General features: G+C 44.5%; 22 protein-coding genes and 1 pseudogene. 13 read left to right on the top strand and 10 right to left on the bottom strand.

Annotated elements, in window-relative coordinates; all coding sequences use genetic code 11:
- Positions 1–8 precede the first annotated feature (8 nt).
- The 5 genes from L0M13_RS06295 (at position 9) to L0M13_RS06315 (ending at position 2,869) form a co-directional block, all read left to right on the top strand.
- A complete protein-coding gene (locus L0M13_RS06295; RefSeq protein ID WP_235198777.1) occupies positions 9–122 on the top strand; it encodes a methionine/alanine import family NSS transporter small subunit in 114 nt (37 codons plus the stop codon).
- 169 nt (positions 123–291) lie between these two features.
- The gene (lipA, locus tag L0M13_RS06300) at positions 292–1,215 is read left to right on the top strand and encodes a lipoyl synthase (protein WP_235198778.1); all 924 of its coding nucleotides are present in this window, start codon (positions 292–294) and stop codon (positions 1,213–1,215) included.
- 15 nt (positions 1,216–1,230) lie between these two features.
- A complete protein-coding gene (locus L0M13_RS06305) occupies positions 1,231–1,575 on the top strand; it encodes a YutD family protein (protein ID WP_235198779.1) in 345 nt (114 codons plus the stop codon).
- 84 nt (positions 1,576–1,659) lie between these two features.
- Positions 1,660–2,118, top strand: a complete 459-nt coding sequence (locus L0M13_RS06310; protein WP_235198780.1) for a DUF86 domain-containing protein — start codon at positions 1,660–1,662, stop codon at positions 2,116–2,118.
- On the top strand, positions 2,105–2,869 hold the full coding sequence (locus tag L0M13_RS06315; protein WP_235198781.1) for a TIGR01457 family HAD-type hydrolase: 765 nt from the start codon (positions 2,105–2,107) through the stop codon (positions 2,867–2,869). Before L0M13_RS06310 ends, L0M13_RS06315 begins: the two co-directional genes overlap by 14 nt.
- Before the next feature lie 43 nt (positions 2,870–2,912).
- On the opposite strand, the gene L0M13_RS06320 is transcribed toward L0M13_RS06315, so the two are convergent.
- Positions 2,913–3,149, bottom strand: a complete 237-nt coding sequence (locus tag L0M13_RS06320) for a YuzB family protein (RefSeq protein ID WP_235198782.1) — start codon at positions 3,147–3,149, stop codon at positions 2,913–2,915.
- Between the two features lie 150 nt (positions 3,150–3,299).
- Between L0M13_RS06320 and L0M13_RS06325 the strand changes: the two genes are divergently transcribed.
- Positions 3,300–4,367, top strand: coding sequence for an NAD(P)/FAD-dependent oxidoreductase (locus L0M13_RS06325; protein ID WP_235198783.1), 1,068 nt, complete (start codon positions 3,300–3,302; stop codon positions 4,365–4,367).
- A gap of 55 nt (positions 4,368–4,422) precedes the next feature.
- On the opposite strand, the gene L0M13_RS06330 is transcribed toward L0M13_RS06325, so the two are convergent.
- Complete coding sequence (locus L0M13_RS06330) at positions 4,423–4,749, bottom strand: YuzD family protein (protein WP_235198784.1); 327 nt, start codon at positions 4,747–4,749, stop codon at positions 4,423–4,425.
- 82 nt (positions 4,750–4,831) lie between these two features.
- On the opposite strand from L0M13_RS06330, the gene L0M13_RS06335 reads away from it, so the two are divergent.
- The 6 genes from L0M13_RS06335 to L0M13_RS06360 all read left to right on the top strand — a co-directional run bounded on the left by L0M13_RS06335 (position 4,832) and on the right by L0M13_RS06360 (position 8,446).
- Positions 4,832–5,068 carry a NifU family protein gene (locus tag L0M13_RS06335; RefSeq protein WP_052652153.1) on the top strand — a complete coding sequence of 79 codons (237 nt, stop codon included), beginning with the start codon at positions 4,832–4,834 and terminating at the stop codon, positions 5,066–5,068.
- Between the two features lie 112 nt (positions 5,069–5,180).
- Positions 5,181–5,543 carry a HesB/IscA family protein gene (locus L0M13_RS06340; RefSeq protein ID WP_235198785.1) on the top strand — a complete coding sequence of 121 codons (363 nt, stop codon included), beginning with the start codon at positions 5,181–5,183 and terminating at the stop codon, positions 5,541–5,543.
- Positions 5,544–5,806: 263 nt separating this feature from the next.
- Positions 5,807–7,021, top strand: coding sequence for an NAD(P)/FAD-dependent oxidoreductase (locus L0M13_RS06345; RefSeq protein WP_235199276.1), 1,215 nt, complete (start codon positions 5,807–5,809; stop codon positions 7,019–7,021).
- Between the two features lie 105 nt (positions 7,022–7,126).
- On the top strand, positions 7,127–7,624 hold the full coding sequence (locus tag L0M13_RS06350; RefSeq protein ID WP_235198786.1) for an NUDIX domain-containing protein: 498 nt from the start codon (positions 7,127–7,129) through the stop codon (positions 7,622–7,624).
- Positions 7,625–7,764: 140 nt separating this feature from the next.
- The gene (locus tag L0M13_RS06355; RefSeq protein ID WP_235198787.1) at positions 7,765–7,890 is read left to right on the top strand and encodes a YuiA family protein; all 126 of its coding nucleotides are present in this window, start codon (positions 7,765–7,767) and stop codon (positions 7,888–7,890) included.
- Between the two features lie 226 nt (positions 7,891–8,116).
- On the top strand, positions 8,117–8,446 hold the full coding sequence (locus L0M13_RS06360) for a YuiB family protein (protein ID WP_235198788.1): 330 nt from the start codon (positions 8,117–8,119) through the stop codon (positions 8,444–8,446).
- 77 nt (positions 8,447–8,523) lie between these two features.
- Here L0M13_RS06360 and L0M13_RS06365 read toward each other — a convergent pair whose 3' ends face one another.
- Complete coding sequence (locus L0M13_RS06365) at positions 8,524–9,000, bottom strand: divergent PAP2 family protein (RefSeq protein WP_235198789.1); 477 nt, start codon at positions 8,998–9,000, stop codon at positions 8,524–8,526.
- Between the two features lie 149 nt (positions 9,001–9,149).
- On the opposite strand from L0M13_RS06365, the gene L0M13_RS06370 reads away from it, so the two are divergent.
- The gene (locus L0M13_RS06370; RefSeq protein WP_235198790.1) at positions 9,150–10,643 is read left to right on the top strand and encodes a leucyl aminopeptidase; all 1,494 of its coding nucleotides are present in this window, start codon (positions 9,150–9,152) and stop codon (positions 10,641–10,643) included.
- A 48-nt stretch (positions 10,644–10,691) separates the two neighbouring features.
- Here L0M13_RS06370 and mnhG read toward each other — a convergent pair whose 3' ends face one another.
- From mnhG to L0M13_RS06405, 7 genes and pseudogenes are all read right to left on the bottom strand, one after another.
- A complete protein-coding gene (gene mnhG / locus L0M13_RS06375) occupies positions 10,692–11,075 on the bottom strand; it encodes a monovalent cation/H(+) antiporter subunit G (protein WP_235198791.1) in 384 nt (127 codons plus the stop codon).
- Entirely contained in the window at positions 11,035–11,316 is a 282-nt protein-coding gene (locus tag L0M13_RS06380) for a Na(+)/H(+) antiporter subunit F1 (RefSeq protein WP_235198792.1), read from the bottom strand. Before L0M13_RS06380 ends, mnhG begins: the two co-directional genes overlap by 41 nt.
- The gene (locus L0M13_RS06385; protein WP_235198793.1) at positions 11,313–11,792 is read right to left on the bottom strand and encodes a Na+/H+ antiporter subunit E; all 480 of its coding nucleotides are present in this window, start codon (positions 11,790–11,792) and stop codon (positions 11,313–11,315) included. The genes L0M13_RS06380 and L0M13_RS06385 overlap by 4 nt, the downstream gene beginning before the upstream one ends.
- 6 nt (positions 11,793–11,798) lie before the next feature.
- Positions 11,799–13,279: pseudogene (locus L0M13_RS06390) on the bottom strand (Na+/H+ antiporter subunit D).
- Positions 13,272–13,619: a Na(+)/H(+) antiporter subunit C gene (locus L0M13_RS06395; protein WP_235198794.1), complete on the bottom strand. Its 348-nt coding sequence runs from the start codon at positions 13,617–13,619 to the stop codon at positions 13,272–13,274. The pseudogene L0M13_RS06390 and the gene L0M13_RS06395 overlap by 8 nt, the downstream one beginning before the upstream one ends.
- Positions 13,619–14,041, bottom strand: coding sequence for a Na(+)/H(+) antiporter subunit B (locus L0M13_RS06400; protein WP_235198795.1), 423 nt, complete (start codon positions 14,039–14,041; stop codon positions 13,619–13,621). Before L0M13_RS06400 ends, L0M13_RS06395 begins: the two co-directional genes overlap by 1 nt.
- Complete coding sequence (locus tag L0M13_RS06405) at positions 14,028–16,445, bottom strand: Na+/H+ antiporter subunit A (RefSeq protein WP_235198796.1); 2,418 nt, start codon at positions 16,443–16,445, stop codon at positions 14,028–14,030. Before L0M13_RS06405 ends, L0M13_RS06400 begins: the two co-directional genes overlap by 14 nt.
- Positions 16,446–16,538: the final 93 nt, after the last annotated feature.

Genomic DNA, 16,538 nt, shown 5'->3' on the forward strand with positions numbered 1-16,538 from the left:
TTCACCATATGTCAACTAGTGCAATAGTCGTAATGATCATCGGAATGGTTATCATCTGGGGCGGTCTTGCTGCAAGTATCGGGAATGCCGTCAGCAAAAGCAGAGCCAACCGAAACGCATAATTTCAAACTTTTATTGGTTTACTATCATGGGCCCGGAAGCTATTCGCTTCCGGGTTTTTCGTTTTACAGAAGATGGCAGAGCTTATTGTAGGCGGTGATATATTATGGTACATTTGGAAGGGACCATGAGCGAATACATAAAACCAAGCACCGAAGGGATGATGTAGCAATGCCAGAAAAGCAAGAACATCTTAGAAAACCCGATTGGTTGAAAATTAAGCTTAATACAAATGAAAATTACACAGATTTAAAGAAAATGATGCGTGAAAACAACTTGAATACTGTTTGTGAAGAAGCGAAATGTCCGAACATCCATGAATGCTGGGGAAGCCGGCGGACAGCCACTTTCATGATTTTAGGTGCGGTCTGTACACGCGCTTGCCGGTTTTGTGCAGTTCAGACCGGCCTTCCAAATGAGCTGGACCTTCAAGAACCTGAGCGGGTCGCAGATTCCGTTAAGCTGATGAATTTAAAGCATACGGTCATTACAGCGGTTGCCCGCGACGATCTTAGAGACGGCGGTTCTGAAGTGTTTGCAGAAACGGTGCGTGCGATTAAAAGGAAAAATCCGTTTACGACAGTGGAAGTGCTTCCTTCGGATATGGGCGGAAGCGAAGAGAACTTAAGGACTTTGATGGACGCACAACCGGATATTTTAAACCATAATATTGAAACGGTGAGGCGTTTGACGCCAAGAGTAAGAGCGCGTGCCAAATACGACCGTTCGCTTGAACTGCTTCGGCGTTCTAAAGAAATGTATCCGGAAATTCCGACGAAATCTTCTTTGATGATCGGTTTAGGGGAGACAAAAGAGGAAATAATTGAAGTGATGGATGATTTGCGTGCGAATGACGTAGACATCATGACAATCGGCCAATATTTACAGCCTTCGAAAAAACATTTAAAAGTGCAGAAATACTATTCGCCGAAAGAATTTAAGGAATTATGGGAAATTGCGATGACAAAAGGCTTCTCGCATTGCCAAGCAGGGCCATTGGTTCGGAGCAGCTACCATGCGGATGAGCAAGTTAATGCCGCTGCAAAAGAACGTCAACGTCTCGGGGATCAGCAAGTTGCAGGAGTTAACAGTTAAGAGGTGAAGACGAACATGGTTACGATTGATAAATGGGAATACGAAGTGATCATCGATTACCGGGAAGGCTTCCAGGAAGAAGCTTTGAATAATCGGTACAGCGAAATCCTTTCCAAATACGATTACATTCTGGGCGATTGGGGATATGGCCAATTGCGCCTGAAAGGCTTTTTTGAAGACACGAACCATAAAGCCACATACGATACGAAAATCAGCACACTGCAGGATTATCTGTATGAATACTGCAATTTTGGCTGCGCTTATTTTGTCATAAAGAAAGTCGGAAAAGCGCCTGAGCCAGCACCGGAAACGAAAGAAATTCCAGAACCAGCCACGGAAACCCTCGAAGCGGATGCATGATCCGCCGAGGGTTTTTCTTTGCGCCTGTGATATGATAGAAGGTGGAAATACCATGAAAAGAACAGATCATCAGGAGGGTATAAGATGTACTTTATTGACCGAAACAAAATTACAGAAACGGTAACTTATATGGGGAAACTAATCGCATTGTACGAAGAGAAGGGAGACTGGGCTTCTCTGACAGATGAGCTTGCGCTGGAACGGGTGGCTAGCAATGTCATTGAATCGATTATTGATGTAGGCAACTCGATGATTGATGGATTTATCATGCGCGATCCGGGAAGCTATGAGGACATTATCGATATTCTGACGGATGAAAAAGTGGTGACGCCTGAAATGGATGAGCCGTTAAAACAAGTCATCGGTTTGCGGAAAATGCTGGTGCGCGAATTTGCAGCTGTCGATCATCAAGAATTGCAGGAAGTGTTAAACCAAAATCTCGAAGAGCTTAAGAATTTCGGACCTAAAGTGGAGTATTACCTGGAGCACGAGCTTGGGCCGGTTTCAGCATTTTTGCCGGAGAATAAAAATGAAAAATTATAAAGCGTATTGCCTTGATTTAGATGGAACGGTTTATCGGGGAAAAGAAGCCGTACCGGAAGCGCCAAATTTTGTGGCTCGGCTCCAAGCAAAAGGCATCGAGCCTTTTTTTGTGACCAATAATGCATCAATGACGCAAACGCAGTTGAATTCGAAACTGGCGAAGTTCGGTGTAGTGACAGAAAATCAGCAAATCATGTCCTCGGCAATTGCCGCAGCGAAATACATCAGCCGCTGGTATCCGAACAAAAGCGTTTATATGATCGGGTCAGATGGTTTGAAAGATGCGCTTCAGCAAGAAGGCATTGTGCAAGTGGAGGAAAATGCAGACGTCGTGGTGATGGGGATCGACCCTGGCATCAATTACGAAAAATTAGCCGTTGCCTGCCTGGAAATTCGGAAAGGGGCCGTTTTCTTATCGACGAACCGTGATCTTGCTTTTCCATCCGAACGGGGGCTTGTGCCTGGTAACGGAGCATTTACAACTTTAGTGGCCGCTTCGACAGGAGTGGAGCCGGTCTATATCGGAAAACCGGAAGGGCATATGCTGGATGCCATTCTTTATGAACATGGATTCGAAAAAGAGGAAATGGTGATGATCGGTGATAATTACGAGACGGATATTTTAGCCGGCATCCATTTTGGAATTGATACGGTTCATGTCAATACTGGGGTCACACCGATGGAAGACGTGCTTAAGAAAGACATTCAACCTACCCATGCACTAGAGAGTCTGGCTTTATGGGAAGTTTAGGCGTGGAGAATTTCGGGTAAAAAAATAAGCCGCAGGAAGCGGCTCAGAATAAAGGGTTTTCTTCTATAAATTCATAGACTTTCTTTGTCAATTCTTCAGGTGTATCGGCTTCGACGATTTCACCGTTAACCAACGCATATAAGGATTCTGCACATTGGGTGCAGTAACTTAAACAGCCATATTCCAATACATCCAAATTTGAATCGCTTTCCAATTTCTCAAACGATTCTTGTGATCCGTTTGCCATGTTGCTAATACAAAATTCAACAATCGGTTTCATTTTGGTCACCTCGCTACTACGAAATCCTACCTTTTTTTATAGCGATAGTCAATTATTTGATTTCTTTGGAATGTATTGTGAAAGTTATCACAATCAGCTATACTCATATTTGAGAAATTAAGCAGACAGATGAAATAAAAGGAGATTTTTATGCGAAAACTAGTCTTACTTGGCGGAGGATACGGCAATATGCGGATATTGCTTCGTTTATTGCCAAACAATTTACCCCTGGATACAGAAATCATCTTGATCGACCGTACACCTTTCCACAGTATGAAAACAGAATTCTATGCACTTGCAGCGGGAACGGCATCCGACCATGAGGTGCGGGTAGCTTTTCCGGAAAGCGACCGCTTATCGCTCGTCCATGGAGAAATTCTTGAAATCGACTTGGAAGATAAATGTGTGCTAATGGAAAATGGAGACCGCGTTCAATACGATGACCTGGTGATCGGATTAGGCTGTGAAGACAAATACCATAGCGTGCCGGGAGCGGATGAATTCACTTACAGCATCCAGACAATCGGCAAGTCACGCGAAACCTTCAAAACACTTTTAGGCCTGCCATCTGGCGCAGTTGTCGGAATTGTCGGAGCGGGTCTTAGCGGAATCGAACTTGCAAGTGAATTGCGCGAAAGCAGACGCGATTTGAACATCAAATTATTTGACCGCAGTCCGCGTATTTTGCGTGATTTTCCGGAGCGTTTGAGTAATTTCGTAAAAAAATGGTTTGATAATCACAATGTTGATGTGGTTTCCAATTCGAATATTACAAAAGTCGAACCGAATCTTCTTTATAACCACGAAGAAACGATTCCGGTCGATGCCGTTGTATGGACAGCCGGCATTCAGCCGGTCAAACCGGTTCGCGACCTTGCGCTTGAAAGTGACAGCAGCGGGCGCGTCGTCATCAACCAATACCATCAATTGCCGAACGACGAACATGTCTATGTGGTTGGCGACTGTGCAGCTGTGCCAATGGCTCCATCGGCACAGCTTGCTGAAGAGCAGGCAGAACAGATCGTTGAAGTATTGAAGTTGACTTGGAGAGACAAGCCGCTTCCTGAAACAATGCCTGAAATTAAATTAAAAGGCTTCCTTGGCTCCCTTGGGAAAAAGCAAGGGTTTGCTTATCTCGCAGATCGGACGGTTACCGGGCGCATTGCGCGCCTCATGAAATCCGGTGTGCTTTGGATGTACAAATGGCATAATGGCTGATTCATACAAAAAGCGCGCTCATTTTAGGATGAGCGCGCTTTTTGTATGGAATCGTTTATTCTGCAGGAGAAAAGCCGTGCTTTTCGAGTTCTTTGTAGACCGGTTTCAATTGGACATAGCCTTCGCCGACCACTTCGCCTTCCACTAATACAAGCGGATAGAAAAATTCATCTTCCAAGATGCGCTCGGCGTAGTCTTTCTGATGTGCTTCCGTCTGTGGTTTCTCAATATCGATATACGTAATTGAAAATGGCTGGCCTTTGTATTTTCTAGAAATTGCCGCTTGCAGCCATTCATACGTATCAATGGAAGAAGGGGCATTCACGCAACTTGCACAGATTACTTCGGTTCCGTACACTTCGATGGAAATTTCTTTTGTCATTTTCTAGACCTCCTGGAAATTCAATAGTGGCTTTTTCTACTCAATCACATTATAATGATTATAATGAAAGGAGTCGATATAAATGACTGAAGCTTTGATGGAAGATCAAGTAATGGAAGTCTTAGATAAATTACGTCCATTCCTTTTGCGTGACGGCGGGGACTGTGAATTAGTGGATGTAGAAGATGGGATCGTAAAACTTCGTCTTCTTGGTGCATGCGGAAGCTGCCCAAGTTCGACCATTACCTTAAAAGCAGGGATTGAACGTGCGTTAATGGAAGAAGTTCCTGGCGTTGTAGAAGTAGAACAAGTATTTTAATGCCAAGGGACCTTTCATAGGTCCCTTTTTTGTTACATATTCAAACTTGCAGAGCGGGTTGCTTGAATGGCTTTGGGCAATATTGCTATGATGGGTATAAGGAGGCGATAACATGGCACAAGTAGTTGAGATTACAGAAGCAGCTTCTTTTCAAGTAAAAGAAATGATGCGCCATAACGAAGAAGAAGGCTCGTATCTTCGTGTCGCTGTAAAAGGCGGAGGCTGCAGCGGATTGACTTACGGCATGGGGTTTGAGAAAGAACATGGACCAGAAGATGATGTGCTGGAACAGTTCGGGCTTCAAATCCTCGTGGCAAAAGAAGATGCCCCTATTTTAAATGGGACTGTCGTTGATTATAAGCAATCGTTAATGGGCGGCGGGTTCACCATTGAAAATCCGAATGCAATCGCTTCATGCGGATGCGGAACTTCATTCCGGACAGCTAAAAAAGCAGGGACACCGGAAAACTGCTAATACGTTAAGAACACCTTCCTTTTAAATGGAAGGTGTTTTATTTTGCCTATAAAGGGAGGATAGGAAGGGAATCGAATATTAATAATGGCTAACTGGTGAATGCATTTGCCGTTCAGTATGCACGCTATTGGAAGAGGGAGAATCCAGTTGAAATCAACTGGTAAAAGGGCTAATATAGAGGGTAGGAGTTTATTGGCACTACTATGATTTATAATTAAACTTTTTCTGTTTAAAAAAATGACTTGAAGGTGGTTGCGATTGTGTTGAAAAGACCGTCAATATTAGTATTAGGAGCAGGTTACGGTGGATTGATGACTGTAGTTAACTTGCAAAAAGTTCTTGGCACTGATGCCGCAGATATTACGTTGATCAATAAAAACGAATACCATTACGAAAGCACTTGGTTGCATGAAGCAGCAGCTGGTACATTATTGCCAGAGCAAGTTCGCTATGATATCAAAGATGTTATTGACAGCGTAAAAACAAAATTCGTCCAAGCGACAGTTGAAGCAATTGATGTTGCAGGCAAAAAAGTGACAACTGACAATGGTGTGTTTACATACGATTATCTAGTTATCGGTTTAGGCTTCGAAGGAGAAACTTTCGGAATTCCTGGATTGGACAAATACGCACTTTCAATTGCGAACGTCAAAGCTGCCCGTTATATCCGTGAGCATATTGAATTCCAATTTGCGACGTGGTCTACAGAAGATGTAAAAGACGACAGCCGTTTGACAATCGTTGTAGGCGGAGCCGGATTTACAGGAATCGAGTTCTTAGGAGAACTGGGTAACCGTGTACCGGAATTATGCAAAGAGTATGACGTTCCTCGCGAAAAAGTTCGCGTAGTTTGTGTAGAGGCGGCCCCAATGGTATTGCCTGGATTTGATCCTGAACTTGTCAGCTATGCAGTTGGCCATTTAGAATCTAAAGGCATCGAGTTCTCAATTGGCACTCCAGTCGTTGAAGCTACTCCAGAAGGCGTTAACATCAAAAAAGGCGATGATGAGTTTGAATTCATCAAAGCAGGTACAGTTGTTTGGGCTGCTGGAGTTCGCGGAAGCAAGCTAATCGAAGAATCAGGCATCGAAAACATGCGCGCTCGCGTAAAAGTGGATGCAGACCTTCGTGCTCCTGGACATTCAGATGTATTCGTGATCGGTGACTGTGCATTGATGATCAACGAAGAAACGAACCGTCCATACCCACCGACAGCCCAAATTGCAATGCAGCAAGGGCAAGCAGTGGCAAACAATATCAACGCTTTGATCAAAGGCGAAGAAACTCACCCATTCGTTCCTGACTTAAAAGGAACAGTTTGCTCATTAGGTGAAAATGACGCAATCGGTGTGGTGTTCGGCAAGAAAATTACTGGTAAACGCGCTTCATTCATGAAAAAAATGATCGATAACCGTGCACTTCTAATGGTTGGCGGACCAGGATTAGTTATGAAAAAAGGTAAATTCAACGTTCTATAAGAGAAGCAAAATCTCCCATCTTGAACTGCACCGAAATTGTTAGAGCGATCTAACAACGGAAGCGCAGTTCAACTGGGAGTTTTTTTGGTTAAAGGAGCTGACGGGATGAAAAAGAGCAAACGGGGCAATGTCTGGTTAGGCGCAGCCGGTTTAGTGGTGAATTCGAAAAATGAATGGCTCGTTGTCAAGAAGAGGTACGGCGGTCTGCATGGCAAGTGGTCATTGCCTGCAGGATTTGTGAATGCCGATGAAACAATCGATCAGGCCGCTATGCGAGAAGTGAAAGAAGAAACCGGAATCGACTGCACGCTGTTTGGGCTGGTTGGCTTTCGTTCGGGAGTCATACGAGAAGAAGTGAGCGATAATATGGGGATTTTCCTGTTGAAACCGGTAGATGAGCAACAAAGAATCAAAGCGCAACTGGATGAACTGTACGAAGCGGCGTGGCGATCTCCTGAAGAGCTGTCGGCAGATCCGGATGCTTCGGTCATGCTTCATGAAATGGCGGATTTTCTGCTTGATGAAGGGTTTGAAGCCATTGAAGACGTAGATCCGGGGGATGTATTCGGGTATTCTTCCTATAAACTATTCTTTAAAAAATAGAGGATAAATGAGCAGAATAGCGAATGAACGAGATAAAGGTTAATGTATCCGTTTACAATTCATTGAATTTTCTTGCAAGTATTAAACAGCCGTGTTATATTATCAGAATATTAAAACGATAACAGGAGGAGGTGTTTCGAATGACTATCTTCAAAAAAGCAAAGTCTGCGAATCAATGCCCATATTGTGCAGGCAAAGGCTATTTCCAATTGCGTTTGGGCGGTTCGGAAACGTGCTCCTGCTGTTCTGGATCCGGCAAAAAGTAAAGGCATCACCAATGCAAGCGTTCATGGGAGAAGACTCCCATGAACGCTTTTTTCAATGCTTATAAAACAGATAAAATGAATAAAGCGAACCAAATTTAAGGCTTTACCCAAATACATGCCGTAAGATCGGTTTTAATGTGACAAAGCAATGAACTCGGGATTGTGTGATTGAAAGGGGCAGGACTTTCGGGTAAACTGATGAAAGGAATAACGGAGGTTAGAATTCATGAATACTTCATTTAGCATTGTCCAATTGATCATTTCGGTTTTACTGTTTTACGTAATGTTTTTCGGCATCGGTTTTTTATTGAATATGCTGCTTCGGATGACATGGCTGATGGCAATCGTCTATCCGATCGTCATCTTGCTGGTCATTGATGATGTCGGCTTTTTCAGCTATTTCACAGATCCAGGCGAGTCCTTCTCGATGCTTGGCGATACCATCACTTCGCTTACAGGAAGCGATATTGCCGTATTGCTTGCAGGCTGGGCTGGAGCAATTACTTCCGGATTCGTCATGAAAATCTTGCGTAAAAGCGGTTATCAAATGTTCTAAATTTCAACATAGAAAATCCGCCAGGCCGATTCAAAGGCTTGGCGGATTTTTTCGGTTTTGAGAAGAAAAGTCCATTTTTAACGCAGGATCCCATAGAAAACAAAAGCAAGGGCGATACCGGTAAGGGCGCCTATAAACACTTCGCTCGGTTTATGGCCGAGAAGCGTTTTGAGTTCTGCTATTCTCTCTTCCTCTTTTTTCTGCGGCCATTTTCTGGTTTCGTCCATGAAAAGATAGAAATCGTTGCGCATCTTGTTGATGGTCAAAGCTTGCTGTCCAGCTTGGAATCTGACGCCAGTGGCATCATACATCGTGATGACAGCGAACACCGCGGCCACTGCAAAAATGGTGGAATCGACCCCGTGTTCAAACGCTACGGCCGTAGTTAAGGAAGTCACAGCAGCCGAATGTGAACTGGGCATTCCTCCGGTTGAAGAAAATAATTTCCAATCCAGTTCACGGGTAACGGCATATTGAATAGGAATTTTAACAAATTGGGCAAAGAGAATAGCGAAAAGTGCAATCATCAGCGGCAAATTAGAAAATAGTTCCATCCCGTAAACAACCTTTCCATAGAAGATATTGCTTTAGTATAACATATGGGATTTATTGATTTATCAAAAATCATTTCGGACTCCGAACTACCCCGTATACTGAATAAATGCTAAACTAGAAGTGGAAGTCAATTTAAGGGGGAAATAATATGGAATTAGTCGTACAATCGGATGCAGCTCAAGCGGAAGCGGATATTTTAATCGTAGGTTTAAGCCGCCACCCAGAAAACAGCAAAGGGTGGGAAGCGTTTTCTGAGCGCTTTAACGGTATGCTGGAAGAATGGGTCAAAGGCGACTTGCCGTTTGATTTGAATTCAATCATTACATATCCGGCGCTATCCGGTTCTATTCCGCGCGTTCTTTTTATCGGTCTGAATGACCGTAAAAAATTGACGGAAGACACTATTCGGACAGCTTTCGGCCATGTCGGAAAAGAGCTGGCTAAGAAAAAAATTAAAAAGGCAGCCGTCTATTTGGATTCATTCCTGAATGATGAGATCTCTTCAGAAGATGCAGCTTATTTAGCCGTTGAGGGCATTACAATGGGCACTTATAAATTCGATGATTATAAAACTTCTTCAAATGAAGCGGATGTGGCCTTGGAAACATTAGCGGTTTTATCGGAAGACGATGCAGAAGAATTGCAGGCTTCCGCTTTTATCGGACATGTATTTGGCCAATCAGTCAATGAAGCCCGTACGCTGGTCAATATGCCTGCGAATTTATTGACGGCGACAGCTATGGCAGACTATGCAAAGGAATTAGGCGAAACATACGGATTTGAAACAGAGATTCTCGGCAAAGCTGAAATGGAAGAGCTCGGAATGGGTGCGATTTTAGCAGTTAACCAAGGATCTGTCGAAGAACCTCGCCTGATCGTATTGAAGTACAAAGCAACTGAGAACTTTGAAGAGCCGCTTGCGCTGGTCGGCAAAGGGATTACGTTTGATACGGGCGGCTACTCCTTGAAGCCGAAAGATGGCATCGTCGGCATGAAAGGCGATATGGGCGGAGCGGCAGCAGTTCTCGGTGCGATGAAAGTCATCGGTGAGTTGAAGCCGGAGAAAAACGTTATCGCGGTCATCGCATCGACAGATAATATGGTGTCAGGCAATGCTTTCAAGCCGGATGATGTGATTACGTCTTTAAGCGGCAAAACAATCGAAATCCTGAACACTGATGCTGAAGGGCGTTTGGTGCTGGCGGATTCTGTGACCTATGCAAAACAGATGGGCGCTACTCATATCATAGATGTGGCGACGTTAACCGGCGGTGTCATCGTAGCATTAGGAAATGATAAAACGGGTGCTTTGACGAACGATGAAGCATTTTTTGAAACTTTCCTTGAAGCTTCGGAGGAAACCGGGGAATTCGTTTGGAGACTTCCTTTGACGGAGAATGACAAAAAGCGGATCCGTAAAAGCGATGTAGCGGATTTAAACAACTCACCGGGACGCGATGGCCATATGATTTTCGGCGGCGGATTTGTCGGTGAATTTGTAGACAATACGCCTTGGATCCATTTGGATATTGCAGGCACGTCCCATGCAGCGTCTGCCCATGATCTTGGACCACAAGGCGGAACAGGTGCGATGGTTCGGACGCTTGCCATGATGGTTGAGAAAATGGCAGAAGAAGCGTAAATGATAAAAAAACAAGCGGGTATGCGATTGGCGCATACCCGCTTGTTTTTATTGTTGCCGCTTTTTCTTTGCGACTGCTTCTTTCATATCATCACGTACCGTTTCTTCAGCCAGTTTGATGCCGGATATATAAGATGCGCGTCCGATCAAATGGCCAGCTACCGGCGAAGTGATGAACAGGAAAATGATCGCAATGATCAGCTGGGAGTTAAAATGATCTTCAATCAACCAGAAGTGGATAAACGTTCCACCAAGTATACACATGACACCGAGTGTAGAGCTTTTAGAAGCTGCGTGAGTCCGTGTATACACATCGGGAAGACGCACAAGCCCAAGTGCCGTGACGGCACTGAAAATGACGCCTGTGCTGATCAGAATAATTATGAGGATATTAGCGATTGTCGTTTCGATCGAAAATCTCTCCTCTCTCAATGAATTTCGCAAAAGCCGTCGTGCCGATAAACGACAAGATGCTTAACAGCAAGATGATTTCCAAAAAGAATTCGGTGCCGATGATGAGCGACAGCAATCCAATGATGGAGACCAAGGCTACACCAAGGGCGTCCAGTGCGACGACACGGTCTGCCACTGTCGGGCCTTTGACAAGCCGGTATAAGAGTCCAACAAAAGCGCAACTGATAACGATCAAGGCAATCCAGTAAAACATCATCATGGCCGGCTCACCTCCATAATCGCTCTTTCAAATGTGTTCTTGATCGAGGAAACAGCATCATCGATGTCTTCAAAATCAATGGCATGGATGTATAATTTTTTCTGATCATCGGAAATGCCGACGACCAGAGTGCCGGGCGTCAATGTGATCAATGCTGAAAGCAAGGTAACTTCCCAGTCTTCTTTCAATTCAGTTTCAAGTTCGAAAATAGCTGGCCGGATATTCATGCGTGGCCGGATTACTAACCTGAAAACGGAAATACTGGACATCAATAACTCTTTCAAGAAAAGGAAGAAAAGCGAGATCACTGCCCAAATTCTTAAAAGATACAAGCGATGGCTGAAGAACCGCCGCATTAATATCACGAGAAGCAGGCCGACCAAAAAGCCGATTGCGAATCCCGTAGGCGAAAAGGAGTTCGTCATGAACATCCAAACGCCTGCCAGGAAGAAATTAAGTAAAATTTGCAAAGCCATCGTCATCTACTCCTTTAATACCGCATCTATATAGATGGATGGATTTAGTAGAACTTCTCCTGCTCCTTTGATGAAGGGCATGAACATTTCCGCACCCACTCCGAGAATGACGGTTAATCCTACAAGGATGACAGCAGGGATGAACATTTGGTAATAGCTGCGTTTTTTTAGCGGGACAGTTTCCACGGGCTCGCCCCAGAAGGCATAAATGAAAATACGGATCACACTCAACAGCACAAGCAAGCTTGTCGCAAGCACGACAATGCTGCCCCAGAACTGCGGGCCTTCAAATCCGCCTTGGACAATCAATAGTTTCCCAGGGAATCCGCTAAGCGGGGAATGCCGGCAAGTCCAAAAGCGGCGATGAGATAGACCCAGCCCAGGACAGGGTAAGTCTTTATCAATCCGCCCATTTCCCGCAGGTTGGAAGTGCCGAATAAGACAGCAACAATTCCAATCAGGAAGAATAGCGCTGCTTTGATCAGCATGTCATGGATGAGGTAGAAGAGAGATCCTTCAATCCCTGCTTCGTTCATCTGCGCTACACCGAACAAAATAACCCCTACAGCGATGATGATGTTATAAATGATGATTTTTTTGACATCGAAATAGGCAAGGGCGCCAACGCATCCTGCAAGAATCGTCAAGATGGCGATGATGCCGAGCAATTCATGCGTAAACGCTATGTTCATGGTGAAGAACAACGTATATGTACGGATGATCGCATATACACCGACCTTTGTCAGCAAAGCTCCAAACAACGCAAGTACAGGAATCGGCGGCGCATAATATGCACCTGGAAGCCAGAAATAAAGCGGGAAGATAGCTGCTTTAAATCCGAAGACCACAAGGAACATTACAGCAATTACCGTCAAGATACCGGTAGCCTCAATTTGAGGAATCTTTACAGCCAAGTCAGCCATATTAAGAGTGCCGGTCACCGAATACAGATAAGCAACTCCAGCAACAAAAAATGCAGATGAAATGATGTTTACCAAAAGGTATTTAATGGATTCACGCAATTGCGGTTTTTCGCCGCCATGAACGATCAACATATAGGACGCCATGAGCAGCACTTCGAAGAATACGAACAAGTTAAAAATATCCCCTGTTGTAAATGCTCCGTTGACTCCAACCAATAAAAACAGGACAGCTGGATAATAGAAAGATTTTTCCCGTTCAATTCCAATTGTCGGCATGCTGTAAAAAATGACGAACAATGTGATGATTGTCGCACTCAGTACAAGGAGTACAGACAGCAAATCTGATACCATCGTTATGCCGAACGGCGCATCCCAACTACCTAGAGTGACCGCTTGGATACCATCAGCTTTCACTTTGAAAAGGAGGAACAGCACCGAAATCAAAGTAGCAGCGGCAGCGGCAGCTGCAATGATGCGCTGCAGGCTAATGTTTTTAGGAAAGAATAACAAGATGGCAGCAAATAACAAGGGAATTAAAATCGGAAACAGAAGTAAATTAATCATTGTCTTCAGTTCCTCTCATTAAATTCATGTTATCGGTGCCTAGTTCCTGATATGCCCGGTAAGCAAGCACCAGGAAAAACGAAGTTACAGCAAAAGAAATAACGATTGCTGTCAATATCAAAGCTTGAGGCAACGGATCTGCATAGTCGCTCACGCTGACACCGTCAGCAACGACTGGCAGGGCAGTTCCGCCAAGCCCGCCCATCGTTAAAATCAAGAGGTGGGCGCCGTGGCTAAGAAGGCCAGTTCCGATAATGATGCGAATCAAACTTTTAGAAAGCATCAAGTAAACCGCGGCCATAAAAAGAAAGCCGATGACAAAAGACATAATAATTTCCATTATTCATCCTCTCCAATCGTTTGAATAATGGTCATCGTAACTCCAACAACAACCAGATAGACACCGAGATCGAATAATGCAGCTGAATGCAGAGACGTTTTGCCGAACAATGGCAAGTCAAAATAGTCATAAGCATGGGTAAAGAAAGGCACGTTAAAGAAAATAGAAGCGCCTGCTGTTGCGACCGCAATCAGTAAACCGATCGCAGTCAGCATCACGTAATTGACCGGGATGATTTTCTTCACCGTTTCAATATCGAAGGCCAGCATCAAAAGGACAATGGCGCTGGCTGTCAGCAAGCCGCCGACAAACCCGCCGCCCGGTGTATAGTGGCCAGCAAAAAAGATGTGGACCGCAAACATCAAGATGATGAATGTCACAACTTTTGTTACGGTTTTTAACATCACATCATTTGTTCTCATGTTGGCCCTCCTTTTTCGTTAAACGGAGTTTGATCATCGTAATAATCCCAATACCGGCGATGCCAAGAACAGTAATTTCAAATAGCGTATCAAACCCACGGTAATCGACAAGGATGACGTTGACGATATTTCCGCCGCCAGCTTCCGAATAGACAGTTTCCTTATAATATTCGGAAATGGAAGGCAGGATTTTCTGCGAGTGGGCGGATAAAGCAACGAGAGTCATGGTGACCCCGACTCCTAAAGCGATTAAACCATTGCCCACTTTAAAGCGTATGCGCTCTTCTTTTTTGCTTGATTTCGGCAAATGGTAGAACGCTAACAGGAACAATGCCACTGAAATTGTTTCAATAACCAATTGCGTCAATGCTAAATCCGGTGCCCGGAAAATAACGAAGAACAAAGCGACGGAATAACCGACAGCGCCCAGTGCAATGATGGCCGTCAGTCTTGATTTGGCGGCCAAAATCGTAATGGTCCCACCAACTAAAGCGAGCACAATGACGATTTCATAAAATCCGATCGGAGCTAAATCCGAAAGATCGAATGCGAAAGCTTCATTCAACACCAAAGTGCTGAGAACAATCAAGATGAAGAATCCGAACATATAAACAAGGTAAGAGCGGATGAACCCCGTCATATAAACGGCTGAAAAGCGATTGGCCCCGCCGTCGCTCAAATACATAAGATTATCGTATAGGCGGTTAAGCGAGACTTTATCCGGGAAGGCATCGTAGGAGCGCTGCCATTTGCGGAGCGTCCAGAACATCAACCCGCCGATGATGAAGATTCCAATAGTCATTGCCAGTTCCGGCGTGATGCTTCCGTGCCATGCAGCTACATGGACATGGACATCAGACGGTGAATCATATAAGAATGGTTGAATCGCCGCAACCGCGGGATTCACGATCCATTTACCGACAAAGTTCGGGATGAAGAAAATCGTGATGACCAAAACAGCTAAAATAGCAGGGGAAATCAACATGCCGATTGGCGCTTCATGCGCTTTTTTCGGCAATTCTTCCGGCTTATGTTTACCAGCGAACGTGTGGAAAACAAAATAAAAACTATAGATGAACGTAAATACGCTCGCAATCCATGCCACTACTGGGAATAACAATCCCCAAACATCCATCGAGAATAAATCAAATTCAGTAATGGCGAGCATCGCTGTTAAGAACATTTCCTTACTGAGGAATCCGCCGAATAGTGGAATTCCGGCCATCGAAAATGAACCAATCATCGCGATCGTAAAGCTGATCGGCATCAAACTCATCAAACCGCCGAGCTTACGTATATCGCGTGTACCTGTTTCATGGTCGACAATTCCAGCAATCATAAAGAGGCTTCCTTTAAAGACAGCATGGTTGACCAAATGGAAAATGGCAGCAAAGCCGGCATATTTAAAGACAGTCTCAGCTGCATTATCCACATGGAAGCCCATAGCGGAAGCACCGAGAAGGCTCATGATTAACCCGAGCTGTGAAACAGTGGAAAACGCTAAGATTCCTTTTAAGTCTTTTTGTTTCAGTGCAAAGAACGATCCCCAGAACAGCGTAAACAATCCGACGCCGGTAACCAGCCAAATCCAAGTTCCGGAAACAGCGAAAATCGGGGTAAAGCGGGCGACCAGATAAAGGCCGGCTTTAACCATGGTTGCTGAGTGGAGATAGGCACTGACAGGAGTCGGCGCTTCCATCGCATCCGGCAGCCAAATATAGAATGGGAATTGAGCGGATTTCGTAAAGGCTCCAAGTAAAATCAAGACCAAAGCCCAAACAAAGAACTCATGAGTTGCAAGTTCCGGAGCTTGGGAAATGAGCTCCCGTATCGAATAAGTATTGCCCATAATACTCAGCAGCACAAACCCTCCGAGCATCATCAAGCCGCCAAATACCGTGATCATCATCGATTTTAACGCCCCAAAACGCGAACGGTCCCGGGTATACCAGTAACCGATCAATAAGAATGAGGAAATCGAAGTAAGTTCCCAGAAAAGGTAAAGGGAAATCATATGATCTGATTGGACAACGCCAAGCATTGCTGTCATGAACATCAGCAAATAGACGTAAAAATTATGTAACTGTTCGCGCTTCTTATCCAAATAAAAAATGGAATACAAAACGACAAGAGCTCCTATTCCGCTGATCAAAAGCGAGAACAGAAGGCTTAACCCATCTATATAGGCCACAATGGCAAGATCAATCGAAGGGATCCAACTCAACTCTGAAACAAGCGTACCGCCTTCAAGCGTCGTCGGCAGCAGCGTTAAATAATAGATGAACAGAACCACTGGAACAATCAAGACAAACCAACCCGTATGGATGCGTCCGAGTTTTTTAAATAACAGCGGGATGAACAATGCTGCAATCAATGGTAAAAAAATCAAAAACACAAGTGACAAATGAATCCTCCTTTCAAGCGCATTCATGATGAGTTTCTAGAGAAATTATAACGTACATAGCCAGATTTTGCACCGTTGCACATTTGTGCGCCT

Source organism: Planococcus sp. 107-1, assembly GCF_021513255.1.
Classification (GTDB): Bacteria; Bacillota; Bacilli; order Bacillales_A; family Planococcaceae; genus Planococcus.